General features: G+C 61.8%; 24 protein-coding genes. 1 reads left to right on the forward strand and 23 read right to left on the reverse strand.

What is annotated here, in order from left to right:
• Positions 1-17: 17 nt before the first annotated feature.
• The 16 genes from A7K61_RS11985 to A7K61_RS12060 all read right to left on the reverse strand — a co-directional run bounded on the left by A7K61_RS11985 (position 18) and on the right by A7K61_RS12060 (position 13544).
• A complete protein-coding gene (locus A7K61_RS11985; protein ID WP_069557615.1) occupies positions 18-257 on the reverse strand; it encodes a TIGR03758 family integrating conjugative element protein in 240 nt (79 codons plus the stop codon).
• The gene (locus A7K61_RS11990; protein ID WP_069557637.1) at positions 244-579 is read right to left on the reverse strand and encodes an RAQPRD family integrative conjugative element protein; all 336 of its coding nucleotides are present in this window, start codon (positions 577-579) and stop codon (positions 244-246) included. Before A7K61_RS11990 ends, A7K61_RS11985 begins: the two co-directional genes overlap by 14 nt.
• 243 nt (positions 580-822) lie before the next feature.
• Positions 823-1809 (reverse strand): hypothetical protein, encoded by a 987-nt coding sequence (locus A7K61_RS11995; RefSeq protein WP_139129482.1) that lies wholly within the window; start codon positions 1807-1809, stop codon positions 823-825.
• A gap of 442 nt (positions 1810-2251) precedes the next feature.
• Positions 2252-2980, reverse strand: a complete 729-nt coding sequence (locus A7K61_RS12000) for a TIGR03747 family integrating conjugative element membrane protein (RefSeq protein WP_069557616.1) — start codon at positions 2978-2980, stop codon at positions 2252-2254.
• Between the two features lie 36 nt (positions 2981-3016).
• Positions 3017-5143: a type IV conjugative transfer system coupling protein TraD gene (traD, locus tag A7K61_RS12005; RefSeq protein ID WP_069557617.1), complete on the reverse strand. Its 2127-nt coding sequence runs from the start codon at positions 5141-5143 to the stop codon at positions 3017-3019.
• 9 nt (positions 5144-5152) lie between these two features.
• Positions 5153-5614, reverse strand: coding sequence for an integrating conjugative element protein (locus tag A7K61_RS12010; RefSeq protein ID WP_240635695.1), 462 nt, complete (start codon positions 5612-5614; stop codon positions 5153-5155).
• Positions 5611-6165, reverse strand: a complete 555-nt coding sequence (locus tag A7K61_RS12015) for a glucosaminidase domain-containing protein (RefSeq protein ID WP_069557618.1) — start codon at positions 6163-6165, stop codon at positions 5611-5613. Before A7K61_RS12015 ends, A7K61_RS12010 begins: the two co-directional genes overlap by 4 nt.
• Positions 6147-6866: a TIGR03759 family integrating conjugative element protein gene (locus A7K61_RS12020; protein WP_069557619.1), complete on the reverse strand. Its 720-nt coding sequence runs from the start codon at positions 6864-6866 to the stop codon at positions 6147-6149. Before A7K61_RS12020 ends, A7K61_RS12015 begins: the two co-directional genes overlap by 19 nt.
• A 10-nt stretch (positions 6867-6876) precedes the next feature.
• A complete protein-coding gene (locus tag A7K61_RS12025; protein WP_069557620.1) occupies positions 6877-7545 on the reverse strand; it encodes a hypothetical protein in 669 nt (222 codons plus the stop codon).
• Complete coding sequence (locus A7K61_RS12030; RefSeq protein WP_083263087.1) at positions 7542-8051, reverse strand: PilL N-terminal domain-containing protein; 510 nt, start codon at positions 8049-8051, stop codon at positions 7542-7544. Before A7K61_RS12030 ends, A7K61_RS12025 begins: the two co-directional genes overlap by 4 nt.
• Before the next feature lie 187 nt (positions 8052-8238).
• The gene (locus tag A7K61_RS33695; protein ID WP_256557794.1) at positions 8239-8598 is read right to left on the reverse strand and encodes a hypothetical protein; all 360 of its coding nucleotides are present in this window, start codon (positions 8596-8598) and stop codon (positions 8239-8241) included.
• Between the two features lie 359 nt (positions 8599-8957).
• Positions 8958-9452 (reverse strand): JAB domain-containing protein, encoded by a 495-nt coding sequence (locus A7K61_RS12040; protein ID WP_069557621.1) that lies wholly within the window; start codon positions 9450-9452, stop codon positions 8958-8960.
• A 48-nt stretch (positions 9453-9500) separates the two neighbouring features.
• Entirely contained in the window at positions 9501-9758 is a 258-nt protein-coding gene (locus tag A7K61_RS12045; RefSeq protein ID WP_069557622.1) for a hypothetical protein, read from the reverse strand.
• A gap of 67 nt (positions 9759-9825) precedes the next feature.
• Positions 9826-10353 carry an STY4534 family ICE replication protein gene (locus A7K61_RS12050; RefSeq protein WP_069557623.1) on the reverse strand — a complete coding sequence of 176 codons (528 nt, stop codon included), beginning with the start codon at positions 10351-10353 and terminating at the stop codon, positions 9826-9828.
• 760 nt (positions 10354-11113) lie between these two features.
• Complete coding sequence (locus A7K61_RS12055) at positions 11114-13090, reverse strand: DNA topoisomerase III (RefSeq protein WP_069557624.1); 1977 nt, start codon at positions 13088-13090, stop codon at positions 11114-11116.
• Positions 13091-13199: 109 nt separating this feature from the next.
• On the reverse strand, positions 13200-13544 hold the full coding sequence (locus A7K61_RS12060) for a helix-turn-helix domain-containing protein (RefSeq protein WP_069557625.1): 345 nt from the start codon (positions 13542-13544) through the stop codon (positions 13200-13202).
• Positions 13545-13685: 141 nt separating this feature from the next.
• Between A7K61_RS12060 and A7K61_RS12065 the strand changes: the two genes are divergently transcribed.
• The gene (locus A7K61_RS12065) at positions 13686-13913 is read left to right on the forward strand and encodes a hypothetical protein (protein WP_069557626.1); all 228 of its coding nucleotides are present in this window, start codon (positions 13686-13688) and stop codon (positions 13911-13913) included.
• Positions 13914-14006: 93 nt separating this feature from the next.
• Here A7K61_RS12065 and A7K61_RS12070 read toward each other — a convergent pair whose 3' ends face one another.
• The 7 genes from A7K61_RS12070 to A7K61_RS12100 all read right to left on the reverse strand — a co-directional run bounded on the left by A7K61_RS12070 (position 14007) and on the right by A7K61_RS12100 (position 20036).
• A complete protein-coding gene (locus tag A7K61_RS12070) occupies positions 14007-14435 on the reverse strand; it encodes a single-stranded DNA-binding protein (RefSeq protein WP_069557627.1) in 429 nt (142 codons plus the stop codon).
• A gap of 5 nt (positions 14436-14440) precedes the next feature.
• The gene (locus tag A7K61_RS12075) at positions 14441-14941 is read right to left on the reverse strand and encodes a DUF3158 family protein (RefSeq protein WP_069557628.1); all 501 of its coding nucleotides are present in this window, start codon (positions 14939-14941) and stop codon (positions 14441-14443) included.
• Entirely contained in the window at positions 14938-15687 is a 750-nt protein-coding gene (locus A7K61_RS12080) for a PFL_4669 family integrating conjugative element protein (RefSeq protein WP_069557629.1), read from the reverse strand. The genes A7K61_RS12075 and A7K61_RS12080 overlap by 4 nt, the downstream gene beginning before the upstream one ends.
• Before the next feature lie 150 nt (positions 15688-15837).
• Entirely contained in the window at positions 15838-17043 is a 1206-nt protein-coding gene (locus A7K61_RS12085) for an STY4528 family pathogenicity island replication protein (protein WP_069557630.1), read from the reverse strand.
• On the reverse strand, positions 17037-17588 hold the full coding sequence (locus A7K61_RS12090; protein ID WP_069557631.1) for a DUF2857 domain-containing protein: 552 nt from the start codon (positions 17586-17588) through the stop codon (positions 17037-17039). The genes A7K61_RS12085 and A7K61_RS12090 overlap by 7 nt, the downstream gene beginning before the upstream one ends.
• Before the next feature lie 16 nt (positions 17589-17604).
• A complete protein-coding gene (locus tag A7K61_RS12095; protein WP_069557632.1) occupies positions 17605-19143 on the reverse strand; it encodes a ParB family protein in 1539 nt (512 codons plus the stop codon).
• Between the two features lie 14 nt (positions 19144-19157).
• On the reverse strand, positions 19158-20036 hold the full coding sequence (locus A7K61_RS12100) for a ParA family protein (protein WP_069557633.1): 879 nt from the start codon (positions 20034-20036) through the stop codon (positions 19158-19160).
• Positions 20037-20045 lie beyond the last annotated feature (9 nt).

Here is a 20045-nt window from a genome sequence, read left to right on the forward strand (position 1 = left end):
TGGCAAGGTCTCCTGATTTACGACAGCATGAAAAACATCAGCACGATCAAGACGAGGGCGAGGCGCAAAGTGCTGCCGCCAAGCGCGCCGAAATTAGTGTTGCCGGCCGCCCAGCCGCGGTAGCCGCTCCACAGCGCCCAGGCGCACCAGAGCAACGCCAGCACCAGAACCGAGGAGCGCCACAGCACCGAACTGAGCTGGGGGGTAAACCCGGCTACTGCGGAGAACGCGGTGAGTTGGGCGTCAGTCATGCTCATCGGGCGAGCTCGGGTGAGGCGCTTCAGCGCGATAGTCACTGGTCAGCTCGGCTAGATCGGTCGGCTGCGCTCGGGAGGGCGACAGGTACTTGCTGATGCCGCGGCGCATATGCTCGAGGTCGGCTACGAACCTCGGGTAGTCGAAGCGATAGCGAGCCCCACCGGCATCAGCTTGGCTACTGCGCGCGCGGTCGGCCAACTGTTCGATGACAGTGATCTGTCGCTGCAAAAGGCCCAAGTCCGAGCGCTCGCGAACGTCTTGAGCCGCGGCGGTGAGCGTTACCAAGTAGGCAAGTAGCAGGGGGTAGGACAAAGGTGTCATGGTGAAATCCAGCCAGGTATCTGGCATTCACCTTGATGAAACGGGCAGTTTTTGGCGTGTAATAAAGGGATCTTCGAGCCTTCGCTTTAGAAAATCAGAGCAGTACTGAGATTGGGTTGGAGGGGACGGTGCTGGTCTTGGAGGCTAACTCTACGCAGGCGGTCGTGCCGTCCAAAATTCGGCTCGGTGCGGCTGTAACTGCCCATGGCGTTCTCTCTAAGCGACTACCGATCAAGGGGTAACCTACTCAATGGCTGGGGCCGGCTTTTCAAGATCGGTTTGAGTCGCTACTTCATAGTGGTTTAGGTAGGCGACTTGGTGTTCAGTGCCGTGTGATCGAACAAACCTCTGCATCGCGTCCGACATTGGTGGTTCGATGAAAAAATCCCCGTACCGCTCAATGAATCCAGGCCAGTGTGCAGTCAGCAGCCCTTGGCTGCGGAATTTGGGGGCGACCCACACCCATGCAAGCGTCCACTGTTCGTCGCGCGGCCCCGGCTGTACCTTCGAAAATGCACATGCGCCGGCGATGGTACCGTCTGGACCGGCTGGCAACAGGTAACCATGCCAGCCACTTTTTACTGGGTTTACATCGTCCCCAGCCCACTGAACAAAGTCATAGCGGAAGTCGCGCTTGAATTTGACAGCCCGCCGGTACACCTCCTTTTGCATCCACATGGGCGCCTGGGTGTCGATAGCGATGAGCTGGCCCGTTTTCTCCAGGCGTTTGGCAAGTCGGGCGTTCGGAACAGGATCCAACAGTTGTGCTGCACGCCGATGGACTTGCCTATGCGCCCTGGTCTCTGACGGTGTGTTGGACAGATATGACAATCCGCAATAGCCACATTCGATATTTTCCTGCTTAAGCTCCCGGTGCCTGGGACCTCTCACTTCCAAAGAGCGCGCCTGCCCGGCCTGCCTGACCAACTTGTAGCGGTAGCCCGCAGGGCTTCGGAACGTATGCTCCGACTTTGCACCCGGTTCGGGTTTTGCCGTTGAGCGTAGGACCATACAGCGCCTGCCGGCCCACAGTTTGTAGGTCAAAATTGAATGTTCGGATGCAGTCAGCAGTGTGCGCGACTCGAGCCCTGGCAAAAGCGCATTCACCAGCAGCTCGGCGGAAACCATGATTCCGAGGTGTTCCATGTAAATAAGCAGGCCGACTGCGTCCGTTAGCTGAAAACCGACAAAACCAAAGGTGTCATCCCCAAGGTGCTGCGGCCGGAACAACAAGCTTCTGGCGGGGATCTCCGCCTGCTCGGCCAGCCACTCGATACAGTGTTCGATCTGGCCATAGTGGCGGCCCGGTCAGCAGCGCGTAGTCCCCAAAATCAGTGATTGTCACGCCTTGGTCACGGAGCATTTTCGTCTCGTAACTCGACAGCCTGGGCCTGGGTGTCAGCGCTGGCCGAATTTCCGTGAGCAGTTTGAACAGTCCCTCCAGCATCTCGCTCGAATTTTCGCCGGTCATAAAACCTCCTCGGCACTGTCAGCGTGCCGTGTTAGCAAGCACACAGTCAGTGTTGTCGATTGAAGTTTTGAGTCTTGCTCGATCATTGACGCGCTCCAAGCACAAGTTCAATCCGATCCTAATCGGGTCGTTGGAATCTAGCCCGAAATCGATCGATGGGTGAAGCATTCTCGAGCGTCCACTGGGGCGATGAGCTGCCAATCAAAGATATTTTTTGAACGTCGCAGCAGTGATCGCCACCATGCACCCCAGCAACGTGGCGCAAGGCAGCAAGACCCAATTGGGGTTGAGTGACCAAGGCAGAGAAAGGTAGATCAGCCACGGGCTCACCATCAGCGGCAGCAATGTCCGCTTCGCGCGGTGGTAGACAAAGCTGCTCTCCCGGCCCGCCCCAAACTTGCGAAGGTCGCGTCGCATCAACCCGTCCACGGCACCGGTGATCACCGCGAGCAGGAACAGGGGCGTAGCCAGAGCGAGGACAGCCAGGCGCACCACGAAAGTGAGGACCGTGAACAACGCTGCCAGCAGATAGTCCTGTACCACGACGTAGACTTGGGCAAACTGCCCTTGCAGTGACGGCTCACGACTGAGCAGCTTCAGTTGGGTGTCGGATTGTGCCCATCCGGACCGGACCACGACCCACTCATTGAGGTGTTGAAGTACTTTGGCGGTTGCTTGTGCCGGTTCTTGTACGAGCAGTGAGCTCTTGAAATGGTCGCTGAGCCAGACCAGTTCACTCAGCCACATGGCATGGCTATGATGCCAGCCCTGTTCCGGCCAGAACCACAGCATGCCCACGAACTCCAGGACGATGGAGAACAGCAGTGAGGCGAACAGCAGGCCGAGTAACTTTAGGCACAGCTCGACCGTGCCGAATATGAACCTCGAACTTCGTTGAACAGGTGGTTGGCTGGTTGCAGTGGTGGGCATATGAACTCCAGCGCTATGGGGTTGTTGTCGGAACACTTATGGTGTGCGTCTACGCCCAGGCGGTGGCATTTCGGGATCGAAGTCGACTGTCGGCGCACCTTCTGCGCTGGTCCACCAATTACCCGCGTTGGCGTTGTACGTGTCGCGCATGCACGCGGCCAGGGTCTGCAGATCCGCTGGCATCGCATCGTCGCTGGCCGGTGTGGGCAGCGGCATGCGCACCTTCCACAATTGCCCGCCTTCTTGGAATGAGAACATCTGCCCCTTGGGCAGGGCGATGATGTGTGCGGGCTCGATCAGGGGGACGGCGGTGGTAGTGACACGGTCCTGCGAGGAGGAGGTGAAGTCCGTACGTGCTTCGGGGTCTGCGGTGTCCGTCGCCCCAGAGACCAGCGTGCGGGTCTGCACGTTGACCTTGGGCAGTTGATTGGTCAGCAGTTCCGCGGTCGCGGTTTCCCGTACACGGAGCATCTGCAGGGTGTTGAAGTTGCCGATGACCTGGCCGGCTTTGGCCCGGCTGCCGATGCGCGCCTCGATGTCACTCAAGGTCTGGGTGTAGGCAGTAACTTGGATACCCGCACCGCCGCCCTTGTTGATCAGCGGGATGAACTCATCGCCCATGAGCTCGTTGAACTCGTCGGCGTGCAGGTTGATTGGCACTTTTTCCGCCGCGCTGAAGGAACCCGGCAGGCCGTGATCGATGCCATGCTTGTAGATGTGCCCGGCCACGGAGACCAGGTCGGCAAACATCGAGTTGCCAACGGCGGCGGCGACTTCGGCATCCGACAATGCATCCAGACCGACGTAGACGATGCCACGCTTGCGAATGATCTGCAGCCAATCGAAGATCGGCCGCGGATCGTCCAGGTCGGCGTAGTTGGGGGCCAACAGTTGCGCCGTCTTGCCACTGGTGAGCTTTTCCAACAGGGGCAGTAACGAGGCGACGATCTTGTCGAAGTAGGTGCGGTCATAACGCACGGCCGAGCGCAGACCATCCATCACCGGGTTAAAGATGCGCTTCGCAGCCAGGTACTGCTCGATGGCGACCACTCGCTTTTCCCGGCCAATCATGTGCCTTGGCACATTTTTCTCGTTGAGGCGACCTTCTATTTGCACGATCGATTCCCAGGCCTGCGCGTCGTGGTGGGCGAAGAAATGTTGAGCATATTCGATGAACAGCGCGTCGATGTTCACCACATGGCGCTGGATCTGCAGGTAGTCTGGACGCCGGCCCAGTTCGATCAGCGCCCGGGCAATGATGTTCACAAAACGCCAAGCGAACTCGCGAAATGCTGCGGAGTTGCCTTCGCCGCTTAACTGTCCGGCGATACGGGTAGCCACTTCCGAGATGCGACCGAAGCGGCCGATGGCGTTGTAGCGTGCGGAGATTTCCGGCCACCCGAGGTGAAAGACGTAAAATTCGTGTTCGCGGCCGGCGCGCCGTGCCTCCACGTACATGCGCTTGAGCAGGTCGGCGTCGCCCTTGGGGTCGAAGACAATCACCACCTCTTGAGTTGGCCGGTGGATGTCCTGGGTGATGTAGACCTCCGCCAGACGCGTCTTGCCGACCCGGGTGGTGCCCAACACCAAGGTGTGCCCAACACGCTCACCCAGCGGCAAGGTAGCTTCCTGCTCACTCGGCTCGACGCCGTGCAGCAGCGGCGAGCCCCCAACCGGTGGCAGCGGGCGTACCGGATTGAGTGGGTTGTCCCAGGCGGTCAGGCGGGGCAACAGCGAGAGCCCTGAAGGCGCCTTTTCCAACAGACGCTCTAGGCGCCTGGCCCACCGATAGGCAACCGATTGGTTCACATAGCAGGCCAGCGCCGGGTCCTGAGCCTCGAGCAGGCGCTGGGTGTGCAGGCGAGTCCAGCGGAAACCACGCCCCATGAACAGACGCTTGCGGCTCACCGGAATCTGTCGACTGGTCAGCGAGTAGCGCGGCAGGCGACGGATGTTGTGTCGATAGCGCAGGACAATCCGGGCCTCGTTGAGCCGCTTGATGCCGAACGCGGTGTAGGCCAGGGCCATGCCCATCCCCACCTCGGGCGACAGTGCCACCGCCCAGGGCGAGTGTAAGCAGAGAGCGCCGGCACCGGCGCAGATGCCCACGGTGTACAGCTCAACTGCAGGGCGCAGCAGTGACTCCATCGCATGGTCGCCCATGATGATCCCTCATTGTTCCAGGCCAGTGGGCGTGATGAGCACCGGGTAGTGCCCCAGTTCCAGCCGTTCGGCGATGTCGTCGCCACTCACCGGCCAGATGTTCAACCCGGGGGCCGCCGCCTGGATGCGGCGCAGGCCCTGAGCGTCTGCGACCTCGACCGCCAGACCGCTGGCGCGCAGGTCCTGCAGGGCCTGCGCGTGCCGCGACAACCAGTCCAAAGAGGCGGGATCCTGCCCGACCAAGAACAGTGGAGTGATGCCCGGCAGGTCCAACGTTCTATGTGGCACGGTGCCCGGTGTGAGGCGCGCGCTGTGCACCGGCAGCACCCAGTTCAGCGCGCGTGGATCTGGGGCTTTGTCGGGGGCGGGCAACTCCAAGACGGCATCGGGCAGGGGATTGGCGGGGGCATCGAACGCGGTGAGGGACAGCCACTGACAAATGGCCAGCGCCGCCAAACGCGAGAGACTCATGGCTGTGACCCTCCGCGAAGGGACGCGATCGCTTGGATGCGCTGCCAGTGCCGACTGAACTGTGTACGGTAGCGCGCCGCGGGCGCACCGCCGGCCGGTCGGTGATAGCGCCCAGCAGCCACGACCCAGTCACCCACCTCGGCATAGTGCGCACGCAGCAGCTCGGCGGTGACGGCCAAGTTCGCCCGTGGATCGAGTGCACTGCAGGCGCTGGGGTAGCGGTCCGGGTGGTAGCCAAGGTTGGTCTGCCCCAGACCGACATCGATGCGCTTGGGGTCATAGCGTGTGAGTTCCAGGCTGAGTGCAGCACAGGCCTCATCGCGACTGGCAAAACGCTGCGGTGTGCCGGCGACATTCAAGGTCCAAGGCCAGGGCATGATACGCCCGCGTAGCGGGGTGCCGCTCTCCTGCAGGGCGATGGCGAACAGCACCGAGGCGGGGATGCCAGCCCGCGCGGCGGCCAACTGGTACGCGGGCGGAGGCAGGGCGTCCGCCTGGGCGACGGCTACGCTGATCAAGGCCAGCGCGAGGATCAGTCGATACGCTGCCATTTCCCGTCCACCTGCTGAAAGCGCGCCGGCAACGGGCGGGTGGCGCCCAGGGCGAACCACCGGCCGCGGTCGTGGTTTAGGGTGACCTGACCGCTGCTAACCTGGGCTGGAGTAATGCCAGCGCCACGCGCCCAGTTTCTGAGATTCGCGTCGTCACCCTGGCTGCCGACCAGGTACACGTCCAGGCGGGCGCCGGCACGGAGCCACTGCTGGGTGTTGGTCGCGCAGGCCGGGCAGCGTTCTTCCACGAACAGGGCATAGCGGGTGTTGCTCGACGTTGCAGACTCATCGGCCAGACCCTGCACCGGCAGCATTCCCGGAAACAGTCGTGCCCACGTGGCGGTGTAGGCCTTCTGGTAAGCCAGCTCGCGTTCGGCGCGTTTGGCTTCGAGGCGAACCTGCAGTTCGGCGTAGCGTTGCCGCTCCTGCTCAGAGTCAGCCTCCACGCCCAGGGTGGTGAGAGGGTCGAGCTGCGGCGACCAGTAGTGGCGAGGCCCGGCCTGCAGTTGCTCAAATTTGGCCCATTCGTCATCCGTTAGCCCCCACACTTTGGCCTGTGTCGCGTCCGAAGGCTGGCGATCCAGTGGTGCCTGATCGCTGTACTGCTGGTCTGAGCCGAGCCTGTTCGGTGCACTCCATCTTGGCTCTGCCAGCAGGCAGGTGGGGAGCAGGATCAGCGAGAGGGCGGAGAGTCGCAGCATAAACACCTCTTCACGGCAGGGGCAGTGTGCGATCGCCATGGCCGGGGACGTGGAACACGGCCTCGTCCTCGCGGATCGTGCGCAGCTGCCAACCGTTCAGGCTGTCGCCGGGCTGCAGCAGGTGCACGGTCGACAGCGAGTGGGCACCGGTGGGCAGGGCGGCAACGAACCTCACCACGCCTCGGGTCTCGATACCCAGCAGGGTTAACGGCGGCGCCGGGGCTTTGGCCTTGGCTTTCTGGCTCACGGGCGCCGCCGGTCGTGTGTCGGCCGCGGGCACGGAGGCTCGTGCCGACAGGGTCTCAAGCGCAACTTCTGTCCTGCCAAGCCTCTGTTCCAGTGCACTAAAGTCGGCGCTGCTCGGCCCACTCGGTGCCGCTTGAACGGCCTTAAGCGACACGGCCATCTCATCCAACTGCTGGCTGATCGTCGTCTGCGCCGAAGCGTGCTGACCTTGCGCGTCTCCCAGCGCCGCCACCTGCGGTTGCAGTGTCGCGAGGGTATTGCCGAGCGCATCGATGTCGCGCCGCAAGGCGGGCGCCGGGTCGGCGGGGGCAGCGCGGGCTGCGGCCTGGAACTCGGCCAGTTGCTGGTGTTGGTTGTACGTTTCGCCAGCCAGCACGGCGGCGCCAAGGCATAGGCCGCCGATCACTAGGGCCTGAAAACGGTCGACCTTCATGGCGCAATCTCCGATGTCGAGAGTGGCGGTTTGGGCTGTGGCGAGCGGAGGGTGTAGCAGACGGTCCGGTCGACCGGATCGATGTTGATCCTCCAGGCGGGACCGCCGATGATGGTCAAGGCGTCCAGCAGCGAAATCGGTCCGAGTTGGTGGTGCACGGCGGGTAGTGGGCGGCTGAACAACCGATCTACCGCTGCGCTGTCGGGGCAGAGTGAGTAACCCGACCGTTGCAGCACGTGACGCAGTGCCTCCCCGACATTCGCGTGCAGAGCAGGCGCGATCTGCACGTTAATGAGCTGATACAACGGCTGGCGCTGCTCCAGGGTCGGCTGTGTATTAGCCAGGGTGTATCGGTCCTGGCGGACCCATAAAGGTAGCGTGGGTTTCTGCTTCTGCAGTGAGGCCGGCGATATTGATGGCGCTGCTGGGGCGGGCGCCGGTGGCGACGTGTTGCAGCCGGCCAGCGCGATCATCAGTCCGAGGGTGGAGAGTGTGGGGGTATGCATGTCCGGGTCTCGACAGAAGTTGCCGATACCTTGGCGAAAGTGCGAGCCGCGCTCATACCGAAAAACCGAATCTGGCCGTCCGGATTACCGAGAAGCACTCATGAAAAAGGCGCCCTGTGGGGCGCCTTGGGTCAGTCTTCAGTGAATTGGGACAACTCCGGGAGTGGCGCTGCGTCGGGGTCAAAGATCAGCAAGCGGGTGTCGGCGTGACCTGCCAGAAGCAACAGCTGTACAACACGGGCGGGACATCGTCATCGCGCATGCGGGTGCTGACTTCGCTGGCGCTGCAGCCGCAGTGCCCTTCGGCCTCCATGCTCCAGGAGGTCGAGTACAGCTTGCACCCCACGGCATGGCTGCTGAGTTCGAAGCACTCGAAGAAGCCTGTCGGTGAAGGGTGCCAAGCGCGCTCTTGCAGGTACTCGAATTCCGTCGTTGGCAGGTGGGCAGAGCTGGTCTCCCAACTGCGGCTGTAGTGCCCCGTGGAAAAGGCCAACAAGTCGATCAGGGTCCGTGCTGCCTCTTCGCTGGGGAGGTCACCAAGATGCATCGGGCATCCAAGTTGATGGCCGATGGTCTGCTAGATCACGCTACTCCCCAGGCCGGCGCCCAGGCAGCGCATGCGGACAAATCTGGGCACGCTTCGGCCGTCGGTGATGACCGCGCAGTTGTCATCGAACAGGCAGGGTTGGAATTGATGCCCTCATTGGGCAGTTGGATTTGCGCCGGGTGCAGAGGGCGGTAGCAGGGTGGACAATTGTCGGCCTAGCTGATTTGGACGACGCGTTCGTAGCTCAGGTCGCGGAAACCGCGAAGGAAGGGATTGCGAAAGGATGGGGGCATGATGGTTCTCAAGAGGCGCAGAGGCCACCCCGAACTGGCGGTGACCTCCTGGGAGGGAGTGGGCTGTCAGATCCAGCCATTTTCGGCGAGCGAAAGCGGGGTGCCTGAGCCGACGATGATGTGGTCCAGGACGCGCACCTCAACCAGGGCCAGGGCCTCGGTCAGGCGTTTGGTGAGTACCCGGTCGGCGGGGCTCGGTTCCGGGCAACCGGAAGGGTGGTTATGACAGAAGATCACGGCGGCGGCGTTGTGCTCCAGCGCCTTGATCACGACCTCGCGTGGATAGACGGAGGCGCCGTCGATGCTGCCGGTGAACAGTTCGTCAAAGCTGAGCACGCGATGGCGTGAGTCCAGGCAAAGCAGCGCGAACACCTCGTGTTGGTAAGGGGCGAGCCGCAGTTTCAGGTAGGCTGCAGCGTCGGAGGGGGTCAACAGCAGTTCGCCGCGCTGGAAGTAACGTTGATCCAGCAACTGCAGGGCTTCGGTGATCAGTGCATCCTCATGGGCGCGTTGGGCCAATGCCGGGTCGAGCGCGTCGACCAGGTTCAGGGCAATGTTCATGGGCAATTCCTCGTAGGAGATGGAGCGCCCCCTGGGGGAGTGCAGGATTCACAGACGCGTGAAGCGATGACGCGCACCGTGTAGCGGGCTTTGGCATCCCTCGCACGCTCGGGTGGAAAAGGACTCGATGCCGGCGCCGTTCTGCAGATCGAAATCGGCGCTCAGTGGCATCAGGGCCTGCAGTTCGGTGCGCAGGTGCGCGATGCGTTGCTCGATTTCAGCCTCGCTGTAGTACAGCGAAAGCGCGCTGAAATCGTCATGCGCGACCGCTTGCAGGCATTCCTCGCAGAGCCAGAAACTTTCCATGACGGCCTCCGACGTGAGTGGATAACAGGCGCTCGTGGGAGCGCCTGTTGGTGGCGGTCAATGTGCCTCAGGCAGACTGACGTGCTGCGGTGGAATTGCGCGCGGGGGCAGAGGCGGGTTGGTGCTGTTCGGCGACGGTGTCGGCTTGGTCCGATTCCGCTGCAGCGTCGATAGCGGCGGGGGAGTCGGTGCGAGCAGGTGCTCGGTAGCTGAACTGGCCATCGACCTTGATCCACTCGATGAAGATCAGCCGGCCTTTGAGGCTGGCACCGGGTTGGCCTTTACGCTCGCCTTTTTCGTAAAGAAAGGGGTCAACCCAAAGGTCGCCAATGCGAAACGCGATCAGGACCTTACGTTCAGCACGGACGTCTTCCAGGTGTTCACGAATCAGCCGTTCGGCTTCACCGCTGGAGACCTTGCAGTCGAAGCGCGTGTACTCGACGTCGTCCGAGGCACCGTGTAAGGCGGCAATGTCACAGGCCATGAACGGTTGCCCGCGACGTACAGGGACTTCGCGAACGCGGTTTAAGTAACCAATGCCTTGGGTGTGCAGGTTGAAGTAGGTGGTGGGAGCATTATTGCTTGCAGTGGTCATGGTGGATCTCCTGTTCAGCAGAAACGCGGATATCCACCGGCCCTGGCGGCTGGTGAGTTCCGCAAGGTGGAGGTGCAAAGAAAGCGTGATCGGTAGAAGGGCGCTCATCACCGAAAGTTCGGTGACCGTGCGAGCTGCCGAGCGCTGATCGCACTGGGGGAGAACCACCCGAAACGGGCGTAGCCTTAAAGGTTCCAGCTACCTGGACGCTGTCAACGACAGCGGTGTGCAGTTCATCTATAAAACGGCGCCAACGACTCGTCAACAGTCGATTGGGGGAGGCTTGGACGGGCGGAAGTGGGTGGCACTCAATGGATTCTGCGTGACGAAAAAATAGCCCGACGGTCATCAGGCTAGGAAGAGCTAGACCACCCTTGACCCGGTAACGTGACACCGGACTTCATCGCAAAACCTCCGCTGTCGATCCACCTGGATCAACCGACCCTTGTCGTGGCCTGGGTCGAAATCAACTGGCACGCATCCGCGCACAAAAGGTGCCCAGTGTTTCGCCGGCGGGCACCGGTGCTGAGCATCGTCGCCAAAGCGGATGACCCCTGAGACCTGACACCAAGCCGCACGGGTCATCCACTTTGGGGACCTGAAACGCTGGGGAGAAATCCGAAGAAAAAGTGAAATGCGGCTCCGAACTCTTCGAGTCTGACCGAGCTGCCCGGAGCGAATCGGTCTGGGGTCGCCAAGCGGCGACGGACCTGATCACTACACCAGTGCTGCCGTACGCCGTCAAGTCACACATGCCCGCTCAGAAGGCGCCTGGCTGCTTGGTGCGCTTGGGTTTGGCGACCGGCTTGGTGCCCTTGCACTCGGGATAGCGGGTGCACGACCAGAAGCTGCCGGTGCGGCCTTTGCGCTGGTGCATGGCGCTGCGGCACACGGGGCAGCGCGGGCCTTTGGTAAGCGTTGGCGGCATGGTGAGCGAAGCGTGGCCATGCACCAGCCGGGTCAGCCATTCCGCCTGCCTGGCGAGGAAGGTTTCGACGCTCAACTGTCCCGTCTCAATACGATCAAGTGCCTGCTCCCAGAGTGCGGTCAGCGCCGGATCGGCGACCTCCGCCGGCACGGCCTCGATCAAGGTGTGTGCCGCCGCCGAGGCGACTAGGTTGCGTTTTTTCTTGGTCAGGTACCCGTGATCGATCAGGCCCTGGATGATCGCCGCTCGGGTGGCCTCGGTCCCGAGGCCGCAGCTGTCCTTGAGTTTTTGTTTGAGTCGTAAGTCATCCACCTGGTTGGCGATGGTTTTCATGGCCTTGACCAGTGTGCCTTCCGTATAGGGCTTGGGGGGCTGTGTGCGCTGCGCGTTGACCGTGGTGTCGGTCACTGCCACCGCTGCCGACTCGCGCAGTGTGGGCAAGCGTTGGGTTTGCTCTAGAGGTTCGTTGCCGTCGGCCTCGTCGATCACCGCCTTCCAGCCGCGTGCCAGGATTTGCTTGCCGCGCGCCAGTAACTGATCTTCGTCACTGTGCAACACCACCTGGGTTTTCAGGTACTCATGGTCGGGCAGAAATTGTGCGAGGTAACGGGCGCGAATCAGTGTGTAAACCGCCCGCTCGCGTTCGGAGAGCTGGGTCAGGTCTAGCATCACAGCAGTGGGGATGATGCCGTGGTGGGCGGTGATCTTGCTGCTGTTCCAGGCCCGGGAGCGTCGGCTGGGGTCAGCCTCCTTCAGCCATTGTCCGAGTGACGGGGCGGCCGCCGCCAGGGCGTGGAGTACGCGCGGCACCTCATCCAGCATGCTTTCCGGCAGGTAGCCGCAGTCGGTGCGTGGGTAGGTCGTTGCCTTGTGGGTTTCATACAGGGCTTGGGCCACCGCCAAGGTTTCCTGGGCACCGAGGCCAAGCTTAGCCGAGCAGATCTCCTGCAGCGTGCTCAGATCGAACGACAGCGGCGGGCCTTCGCGCACGCGCTCGACCTCGATGCGGCGGACCTGGGCAGTCCCCTGCTGGCTCAAGCGTCGCGCCGCGCTCTGTGCGACCACTTCGTGAATGCAGTGACCGGCTTCGTCACAGGCTGCGGTCGGTGGCTGCCAGCGCGCCTGAAAGAGCGTCCCGTCCGCCTCCAGCTGCGCATCGACCGTCCAGAACGGCTGAGACTCGAAGCCTGCTATCGCCCGATCACGCTGGACCACCAGACGCAGCGTCGGCGTTTGCACACGCCCCACCGGCAGCAGGCCGTCGAAGCCGGCGCGGCGCCCGAGCAGGGTGAAGAGCCGGCTCAGGTTGATACCCACCAGCCAGTCCGCGCGTGAGCGTGCCAAGGCGCAGTGGTACAGCGGCAAGGTCTGCTCACCTGGGCGTAGCGTGCCCAGTGCACGGCGAATCGAGGCATCGTCGAGGGCGGAGAGCCACAGGCGCAGAATCGGTCCCTGGTACTGACAGCGCTCAAGGATTTCCCGAGCGATCATCTCGCCTTCACGGTCGGCGTCCGTGGCGATGACCACCTCGGAGCAAAAGCGCAGCAGTTGCTGAATGACCTTCAGCTGGCTGGCGACCTTGGGTTTGACCACCAACTGCCAGTGGGCAGGGATGATCGGCAGGTCCTCCAGCGACCAACGTTTGTAATTACCGTAAGCCTCAGGCGGTGCTGTTTCCAGCAGATGGCCCATGCACCAGGTGACAGTGGCCCCCTGGCCTTGCAAACAGCCGTCGTCACGCCGGCTGGCCTGCAGCACGCGGGCGATGTCGCGGGCTTGAGATGGTTTTTCGCAAATAAACAGGCGCATACGAGGGCCCTCTCGGTGAGGTACCGATAGGGTGGCGGTGTGGCGTGAGAGAACCAGCGAAAACCCGAATGCGCCGAGATCATATCGGCGGTTCAATGGCGGTGAAAGGTTACTTCCTTCGCGCGAGGTGAGCGGCCAGCGTTTGCAGAAACTCCAAGGCAAACTTTTTATCTGCTTCGCCAAGCTCGTTGATCAGGGACGCAATTCTCTGGCCTTGGTCCTGGGGGCGAGGACTGATGGCTAGCAGCAGCTCATCGGCGGGACAGCCGTACATATCGGCCAACTGCAGCAGCTTGTTGACGGTCAGTTCGACCACGCCGCGTTCAAAGCGCGATACGGCTTCGGCGCCGATTTCCAGACACTCGCCGACTTGCTCTTGGGTCAAACCACGTGCGCGGCGATATTTCGCCAACTGGCGACCGATGTGTTGTGGGCTAGGCTCTTTGACTGGCAACGGGGGCGCTCTCCAATTCGACCCGTATGGTTGACCAGCAACCCGAATATATGAACGCCTTGTAAGGTTGACTAGCAACCCTATGAGGCGTATCACTCAAATTGAGTGTGATAACCCACCTGTCAAAACGGAGGTTACGGCTTGGACGGATCTAACGAGCGTGAGGCAGATGCGTTAGCGCTCAAGGCCTACGAGTTGTTCATGGCAACCCACCTGGAACCGGACAATCCGAAGGCGCGCGCGAGGTTGATCGCATGGGTTCAGGAAAGCCAGGCGCACTGGCGGGCATTTCTTGCTCTGGACCAGTACCTGGCTGAGGTGACGCAGCTGCTGGATGCTGATCAGCGGGGAGAGCCCCGGCGGCATTGAACCACCTGCAGTATCCAGCGTTGCGCGCCGAGCGGGCAGCGAGTCCTCAGGGGTATCTCGCTGCAGGCCGTGATTCCTCTGAGGACCACCCGCTTAGCCGGTCTTGCGTGGGGTCTTCTTGCTAGCCCCCTTGCGTCCGGAGCCGCTGCTTTCATTGGCCTTTTCGCGCATGGACACCGAGGCCAGACGGTGGGGCAGGATGCCGATGCGTCGGGCCTCCACCTTGAACGTCACCCGCGCGTTGTCCTCGCTGTCCTCCCATTCATCCTTGACCGTCCGGCCCTCGACCAGGATGCGCATGCCTTTCTGGTACAGGGTGCTCCAGTGCTCGGCGTCCCGGTGCCAGAGCTCGACGGGGGCCCAGTAGCCGCCGCGATCCTCGTAGCCGCCTTCGCGCGGTACCGGATTGTCGAAATAGACATTCAGCCGCAACAGGCGTCGCGGTTCATCCGGGGGGTTGTTGAACTCCTGAAACTCCGGGGCGCTGCCGATGTTGCCTTCACCAACAAAAAAAGTGCTCATGCTTGCTACTCCTTGGTGGGGGAACGGGATAGATCGAAGAGGGTCTCGGCGGCGTGCAGCTTGCTGACGCCGGTTTCGGCCTGGCGATACAGTGACTGCAGGCTACTCATCTGCAGGTTCAGGGTGACGCGGTTGACCTCCAGTTGGTACAGCGCCTCCCGCAGCGAAGGCGCCAGATGCGGAAGCGCCATCGCTTGCTGCCACACCTGTACCCCCATGCGCTGGAAGTCCGAGCTGCGCCAGCGCAGGAAATCGGTTCCGGAGGCGCTGTGCTGGACGACCAATCGCAGGTCCAGCAGCGAGAAGGGAGACTGCGCCATGATGGTCAGCATCACCCCCATCAGTCCGGCGACCCTGGCGCGCAGGCGCAGGATCGTCTCGGCGAACTGCTGCAGATCCCCCTTACCCTTAAAAGGCTTTAAAAGGCCTTTTAGGGAGGCACCTTGTTCGAACTCGCGATAGGCATCCGCTGACAAACGCCGGGCGATTGCCTCGGCCAAGGTCATGCTTCACCCCCTTCAGACGGAACGTCCTGTGCGGGCTGAGCCTCTGCCTGATCCGGCTCATCGCGAATCGAGGCCGTGGAGCCGCGCGCGATGGGTGGGGCAAATTGGGAGCGGCGGCTGCCCTCGAGAATGTTTCGCGGTGGCGTGCCGAACTTGTCAATGGCCTCGCGGGCGCGGGCGTTGTTCGCGGCCATGTCATCCCGGCTGACCCCGGCCAGGCGGTAACGCTGCGCTAAACCGAACAGGCTGCGCAGCAGATGGGCGCCACGATCGATCCAGACCTCCATGTCGCTGCGGCCGATCAAGGCGGTGTGATGGGCGAGCAGCACGCGGCGCACCAAGGTGTCGTAGTCGGTCAGCAGGTAGACCGCGAGAAAGCCGAGCTGGCTGCCGATGAACAGCGGCAAAGTGACTGGATGGATGTTGAGGTTGTCGCCGACATCGACTTGGGTGGGCAGGTCGCGTTCCACCTGGCTGATCTGGCTGGTCAATGTAAGCATTTCGGCCTTGGCCTGCAGCAGCTTGTCTTCCAGCTGGAGCATGAACCAGTCAGCGAATGGGTCGTCCTGGCTGCTCGCGTGCTTGAGCAGGTTGGTGACGCTGATGTAGCCGGCCATGCCCATGATGGGGTGCACACCTTCGCGGGCCATGCGGCCTTGCCACAACCGCGCGGCATGATGGGTGTGCAGCGTGAGGGTGATGCTGCTGCGCAGGGAGCCCAGGTTGAGCTGATAGTGATCGACCATCGCCAGTACCTCGCCGTCGGAATGACGCAGACAATGGGCTGTTCAGTGAGGCACGGCGCGGATCAACGCGAAGGTGGTTCACTCGCATTTACAGGCAGTGGGTTTCCCTGGATTTGATGGCACCGGCATTGATTCCGCTGACGTCCAGTCTTAAGGCGCTGCGCCTATGCCGCGACAACGTTGCTTCAGTTCCTCCAGGCAGGCCAAGGCGAGTGGAGAGGCCGTGCGTTCGCCGCTACGCCGTGGACGCTCGCAGGGCGGTTCCACCTTCGGATCGCTGTGGGACGTGGTCACTGGTGTAGTCGTCTCGGCACGGGCCGCCCACAAGGTAAATTCCCCTTGGCATGCGCGCTTGATCAAGCCCATCAGGTAGGCAACCGGTTTGCGGATCTCGCCGCGGGCGCACCGCACCGCCGCTTCGTTGATCACTGCTTGTTGCTGTTCAGGTTTGAGCTGGCGCATCGCCTGGATGGCCAGGCGACGCTCGGTTGGGCTTAGTGGTAGGTCTTCTGGCCATCGGGCTTGGCCAAACTCCACCTGCGCCAGTACCGTACTTGTTTTGCTTTTCTCTTTTTGTACTGTACGGTCGGCGTCGGCATTCCGAATCACAGTCGAAATCGGCGCGTTGCTGCAGGGTTCGGAATCCGCTGGCGATGCGCCTGCAGTTTGAACCTGGTGGCTTTTTCCAGGTTCGGAATTTTCCGCACCTTCGCTGGTTAGCGGTAGCGATTGCTGCTGAGCTGGCATAGCAGGTGAGGCGAGTTTCTCCTTATCGACCGCCGCCACTTGTGGGTCTGCGTAAAGCTCCTCAATCACATGCTGCGCCACGTCACGCACGCCTTTCGTGGCGTGGGTGAGGTTCTGCTGGAGCAGCGATGCGTAGCCGCCGTCGAGCTCAAGCTGTTCGGCGGGAGTCAACGGGTCACCGTGCAGCACGTAAACGCAGCCCCGCAAGCAGCCTTGCGCATCGCGGGATCGGTCGACCAAGCTGAGCCAGCGGGTCGTGCGGAGTACGTTGAGCGCTCGGGCGATGGTTTCGCGTGATGCCTGGGAACCGCAGGGGCTGGTGGCCAGGTAGGGCTGCAGGTCCTGGTAGCGAGGAGTTTTCACCCGGCGTTCGGTGATCAACCAGCGCAACACCTGCCAGGTGTTGCGCTCCAGCGGCGTCAGCCGGCGATCAAGCAGCAACGCTTGGGGCAACGGATCATTGTCGCCATAGTAGATGGTTCGTAGCGGTGCCTCCGCAGTGGAGGCAGCCATTTGGGCCTGTGACGCCTGCCACTCCAAGCGTCGCCGGAGCGCGTCGTAGCACTGGCGCACCACATCCTGCCAGTCGACCTGGTAGAAGTTCAGCATGGCGCACCTCCGTACAGTTCAATCTGCTGCCAGATCAGGGTCAGGCTGATGTGTTGTTCCTCCGCCAGCATCATCATCGCGTCCAGTGGATCGTTGTCCGGATCGTCTCCCCGCAGTTGGCTCCAGCGGTTCCATACGGCATGTTCTTGCGCTTCGCTGAGCTGAACCGGTCGACCGCGGTGGGTCTCGATTTTAAGCACGCGACGACGCAGCGCGGTTTCCGAATGGTCCAGGCCAAAGCAGCGGTACATGATGCTGGAACTCGCGCCTAATTTGAGAGCCCGGTTGATCAGCCGCTCGTTTTGTTCGTCCCGTTCGGCCTGGGCGATGAGGCGTCGCAGCACGGTCGTGTCGACTTTGACCTCCACCCAGGCTATGGACGAGTGCGCCAGATGGGACAAGGTGGTTGGTGGTAGCGACTGCAGTACCTCGATGTCTTCATCGGCCAGCCCCAAGGCCTTGCACCGCTGCAGGCGTCCATGGCGCAGCTCATACAACACCTGGTTCAACATGGCGTGGTTCAATAGGTTAAAAGTCGTGGTCATGAGGCAGTTCCTCACGTTAACGAGTGGGCGACAGCGTCATATCGATCAGCCGCCGGGCGTGGCGGATCAACGCAAATAGTTGCTCCAACTGGGCATCGGGGAGCCGCTCGAGGCCAACTGTCAGAGAGGGGCGTTCGGCAAATGGCAGGTCGTAGGCCCCGATCAGCAGCTGACCAAACAACGCGGCCGGCAACTGCTGACGTTGTTCCCAGGCCACGTCATCTTGCAAACGCAGCAGGGCTGAGAGCAGAAGCTGAATGCCGGTGTATCGCGGGCTGAGCCGCTCGCGGTACTCCAATGACAGGGTGAAGCCCAGGCCGTCAGCTTGCGGCCTGACCAATGCACTGGCGTCGGCATATTTGGCTAGATCGGTCGCCAGTGCAGCGCAGGTCTCGCGCAAGCCACGGATGCCATCCAGCATGGTGGTGTGGGGTGTAGCTGAGCTCACCGGTGACTGAACATCGTGAATACCGCCGGGCTGCTTCACAGCCGGCAGCTCGTCGCTTAATGCCTGTCGAATATGGGAAAGGCGGGGTTCTTTCGCCGACATTGGGTCGCCGCCACTTCGTCGTTGCTCGGGACTGGACGACTCGATTGATGTTTCGGAGGCGTCCATGTTTTCTGGTGACGGGTGTGGAGGATCGTCTTCCAAGCTTTGAGGCAGAGGGTGAGCGTTGTTTGAGGCGTGAGGCGGCACACGCTGTTCCTGGTGCATTTCCAGGGCCAGCAGGCGGGGCGTCTGGTTCAGGATCACGGCCATTTTGGCGATCAGCTCGTCCTGCAGCTCACTCGCATCCAGTTCGGATTTTTCACCGTCGAATGTCGACAACACCTCTAGCCACAGCAGCGCGAATTGTTGGGCATCACCGAAATATTGGTTCCAGGTCGACTCCGCTCGGCGCCGCAGTGTGATGAGCCGCTCGATAGCGGGCTTGCCGAGACCTGCATAGAGGACCTGTGGAATTGCAGGTAGCAGATGCTCGAGCGCCTCGAACATTCGGCTGATATGAGATTGCGAGACAGGGTACCCACCTTGACTCAAGCGCGCGGAGAGCTCACGTTGGCTCAGGGGGGCGCCAGGCTCTTGAAACATGTCCTCGAGCTTCGCCACAGCCAGTGCTCGCTCGATGAACGTGAGCTGGCCATGCAAATCACTCTCGATCAAGTGCCCAAGCAAGGCATGCGATTCGGATTGCCAGGGACGGAACAGGCAATGGATACGAAAGAAACGCTCCTCGCGGGTTTCCTGCCATAACTCACCGAGGATGCTCAAGCGGGTGTTGCCGCCGTTGCGGATGATGAAATGCTGCTCATTCGGGCGACGCGTTATGGAAGGCGGCTGGTCCAGGCCGCGTTCACGTATCGAGGCTTTGAGCTCGTCATACAGCGGGTTGCGGATGAATCGCGGATTGAGCTCGTAGGGATGCAGTTGCTCGAGGCTGACGACCATCGGTGTGTCGCCGACGGGAGCGGCCGTGACCTCACGGTCCGACTTCTGCGGGAAATGGGCTTGCTGCAGTTGACGTGTGATTTCTTCGGAGGTCGGCGGCTTCATCACACATCCTCCGATCAGTCGCGACGGATAAGCCGGCTACCGGCTGTTGACGTTTGGCTAGTTTCGTACGCTGTTGGGGAGCTCAGTAGGTCGGTCCATTCTGGAAACAACTCGAGCGCCAAAGCGCGCATTACGTCAGCTGCGCAAGGGCTGCTGCTACCGGATGGTGGGGCAAAGTCGACGCGGTGCACAGGCAGCCCCAGTGAGGCCGCATTGAGGTAGGCCACCCGATCGGGAATCACTGTGGCGCAAAGGCTGACATGAGGATCGGCCTTAAACGAATCTTGGAGGCTCTCCATAATCAAGCGGGTATCGCGGCGATTGGCGTTAACTTGATTGAGCAACAGCTTCACTGACGGCAACGCGACCCCCAGGTAGCGGTACGGCTCCAATTCCTCAAACAGCCCGAGCGTGCCGCGGCGCAGCTCGCGCGCTGCGAGCATTTCCGGCGGGACTGGACACAGTGCGCAATCGGAGGCGAGGAAGGCCATCTCCACCACCACGCTGCGCGCGCCTTGGGTATCGACGATGAGCACATCGTAACGACCCTGGAAGGCTGGTAGCAGATTGCGCAGTCGCAGGCGGCCATCGGCCGCTTGCAGCAGCAGGGTGTTTATATGCCCGGCGCGGTCGTTGGACACGATCAATTCAAGGCGTTGAATCACGGTGGTGGTGATCACCTGCTCGTGAGCAGTGAGCCGTTGTGAGATGAGTTCGTAACTGCCGGCGTCTCGGAGCTCGCACAAGGCGTAGTAACTGGACAGCGTCGGTTGGCTGTCCAGGTCCAGCAGCAACACCCGCAAACCTGAGTCGGCGAGCAATCCACCCAGATTGGCGGCGACGGTGGTTTTCCCCGCGCCGCCCTTGGTCGAGATCAACGAAAGAACTTTCATGACTCTAGG

Source organism: Pseudomonas sp. AP42 (assembly GCF_001728935.1).
Taxonomy (GTDB): domain Bacteria; phylum Pseudomonadota; class Gammaproteobacteria; order Pseudomonadales; family Pseudomonadaceae; genus Aquipseudomonas; species Aquipseudomonas lactis.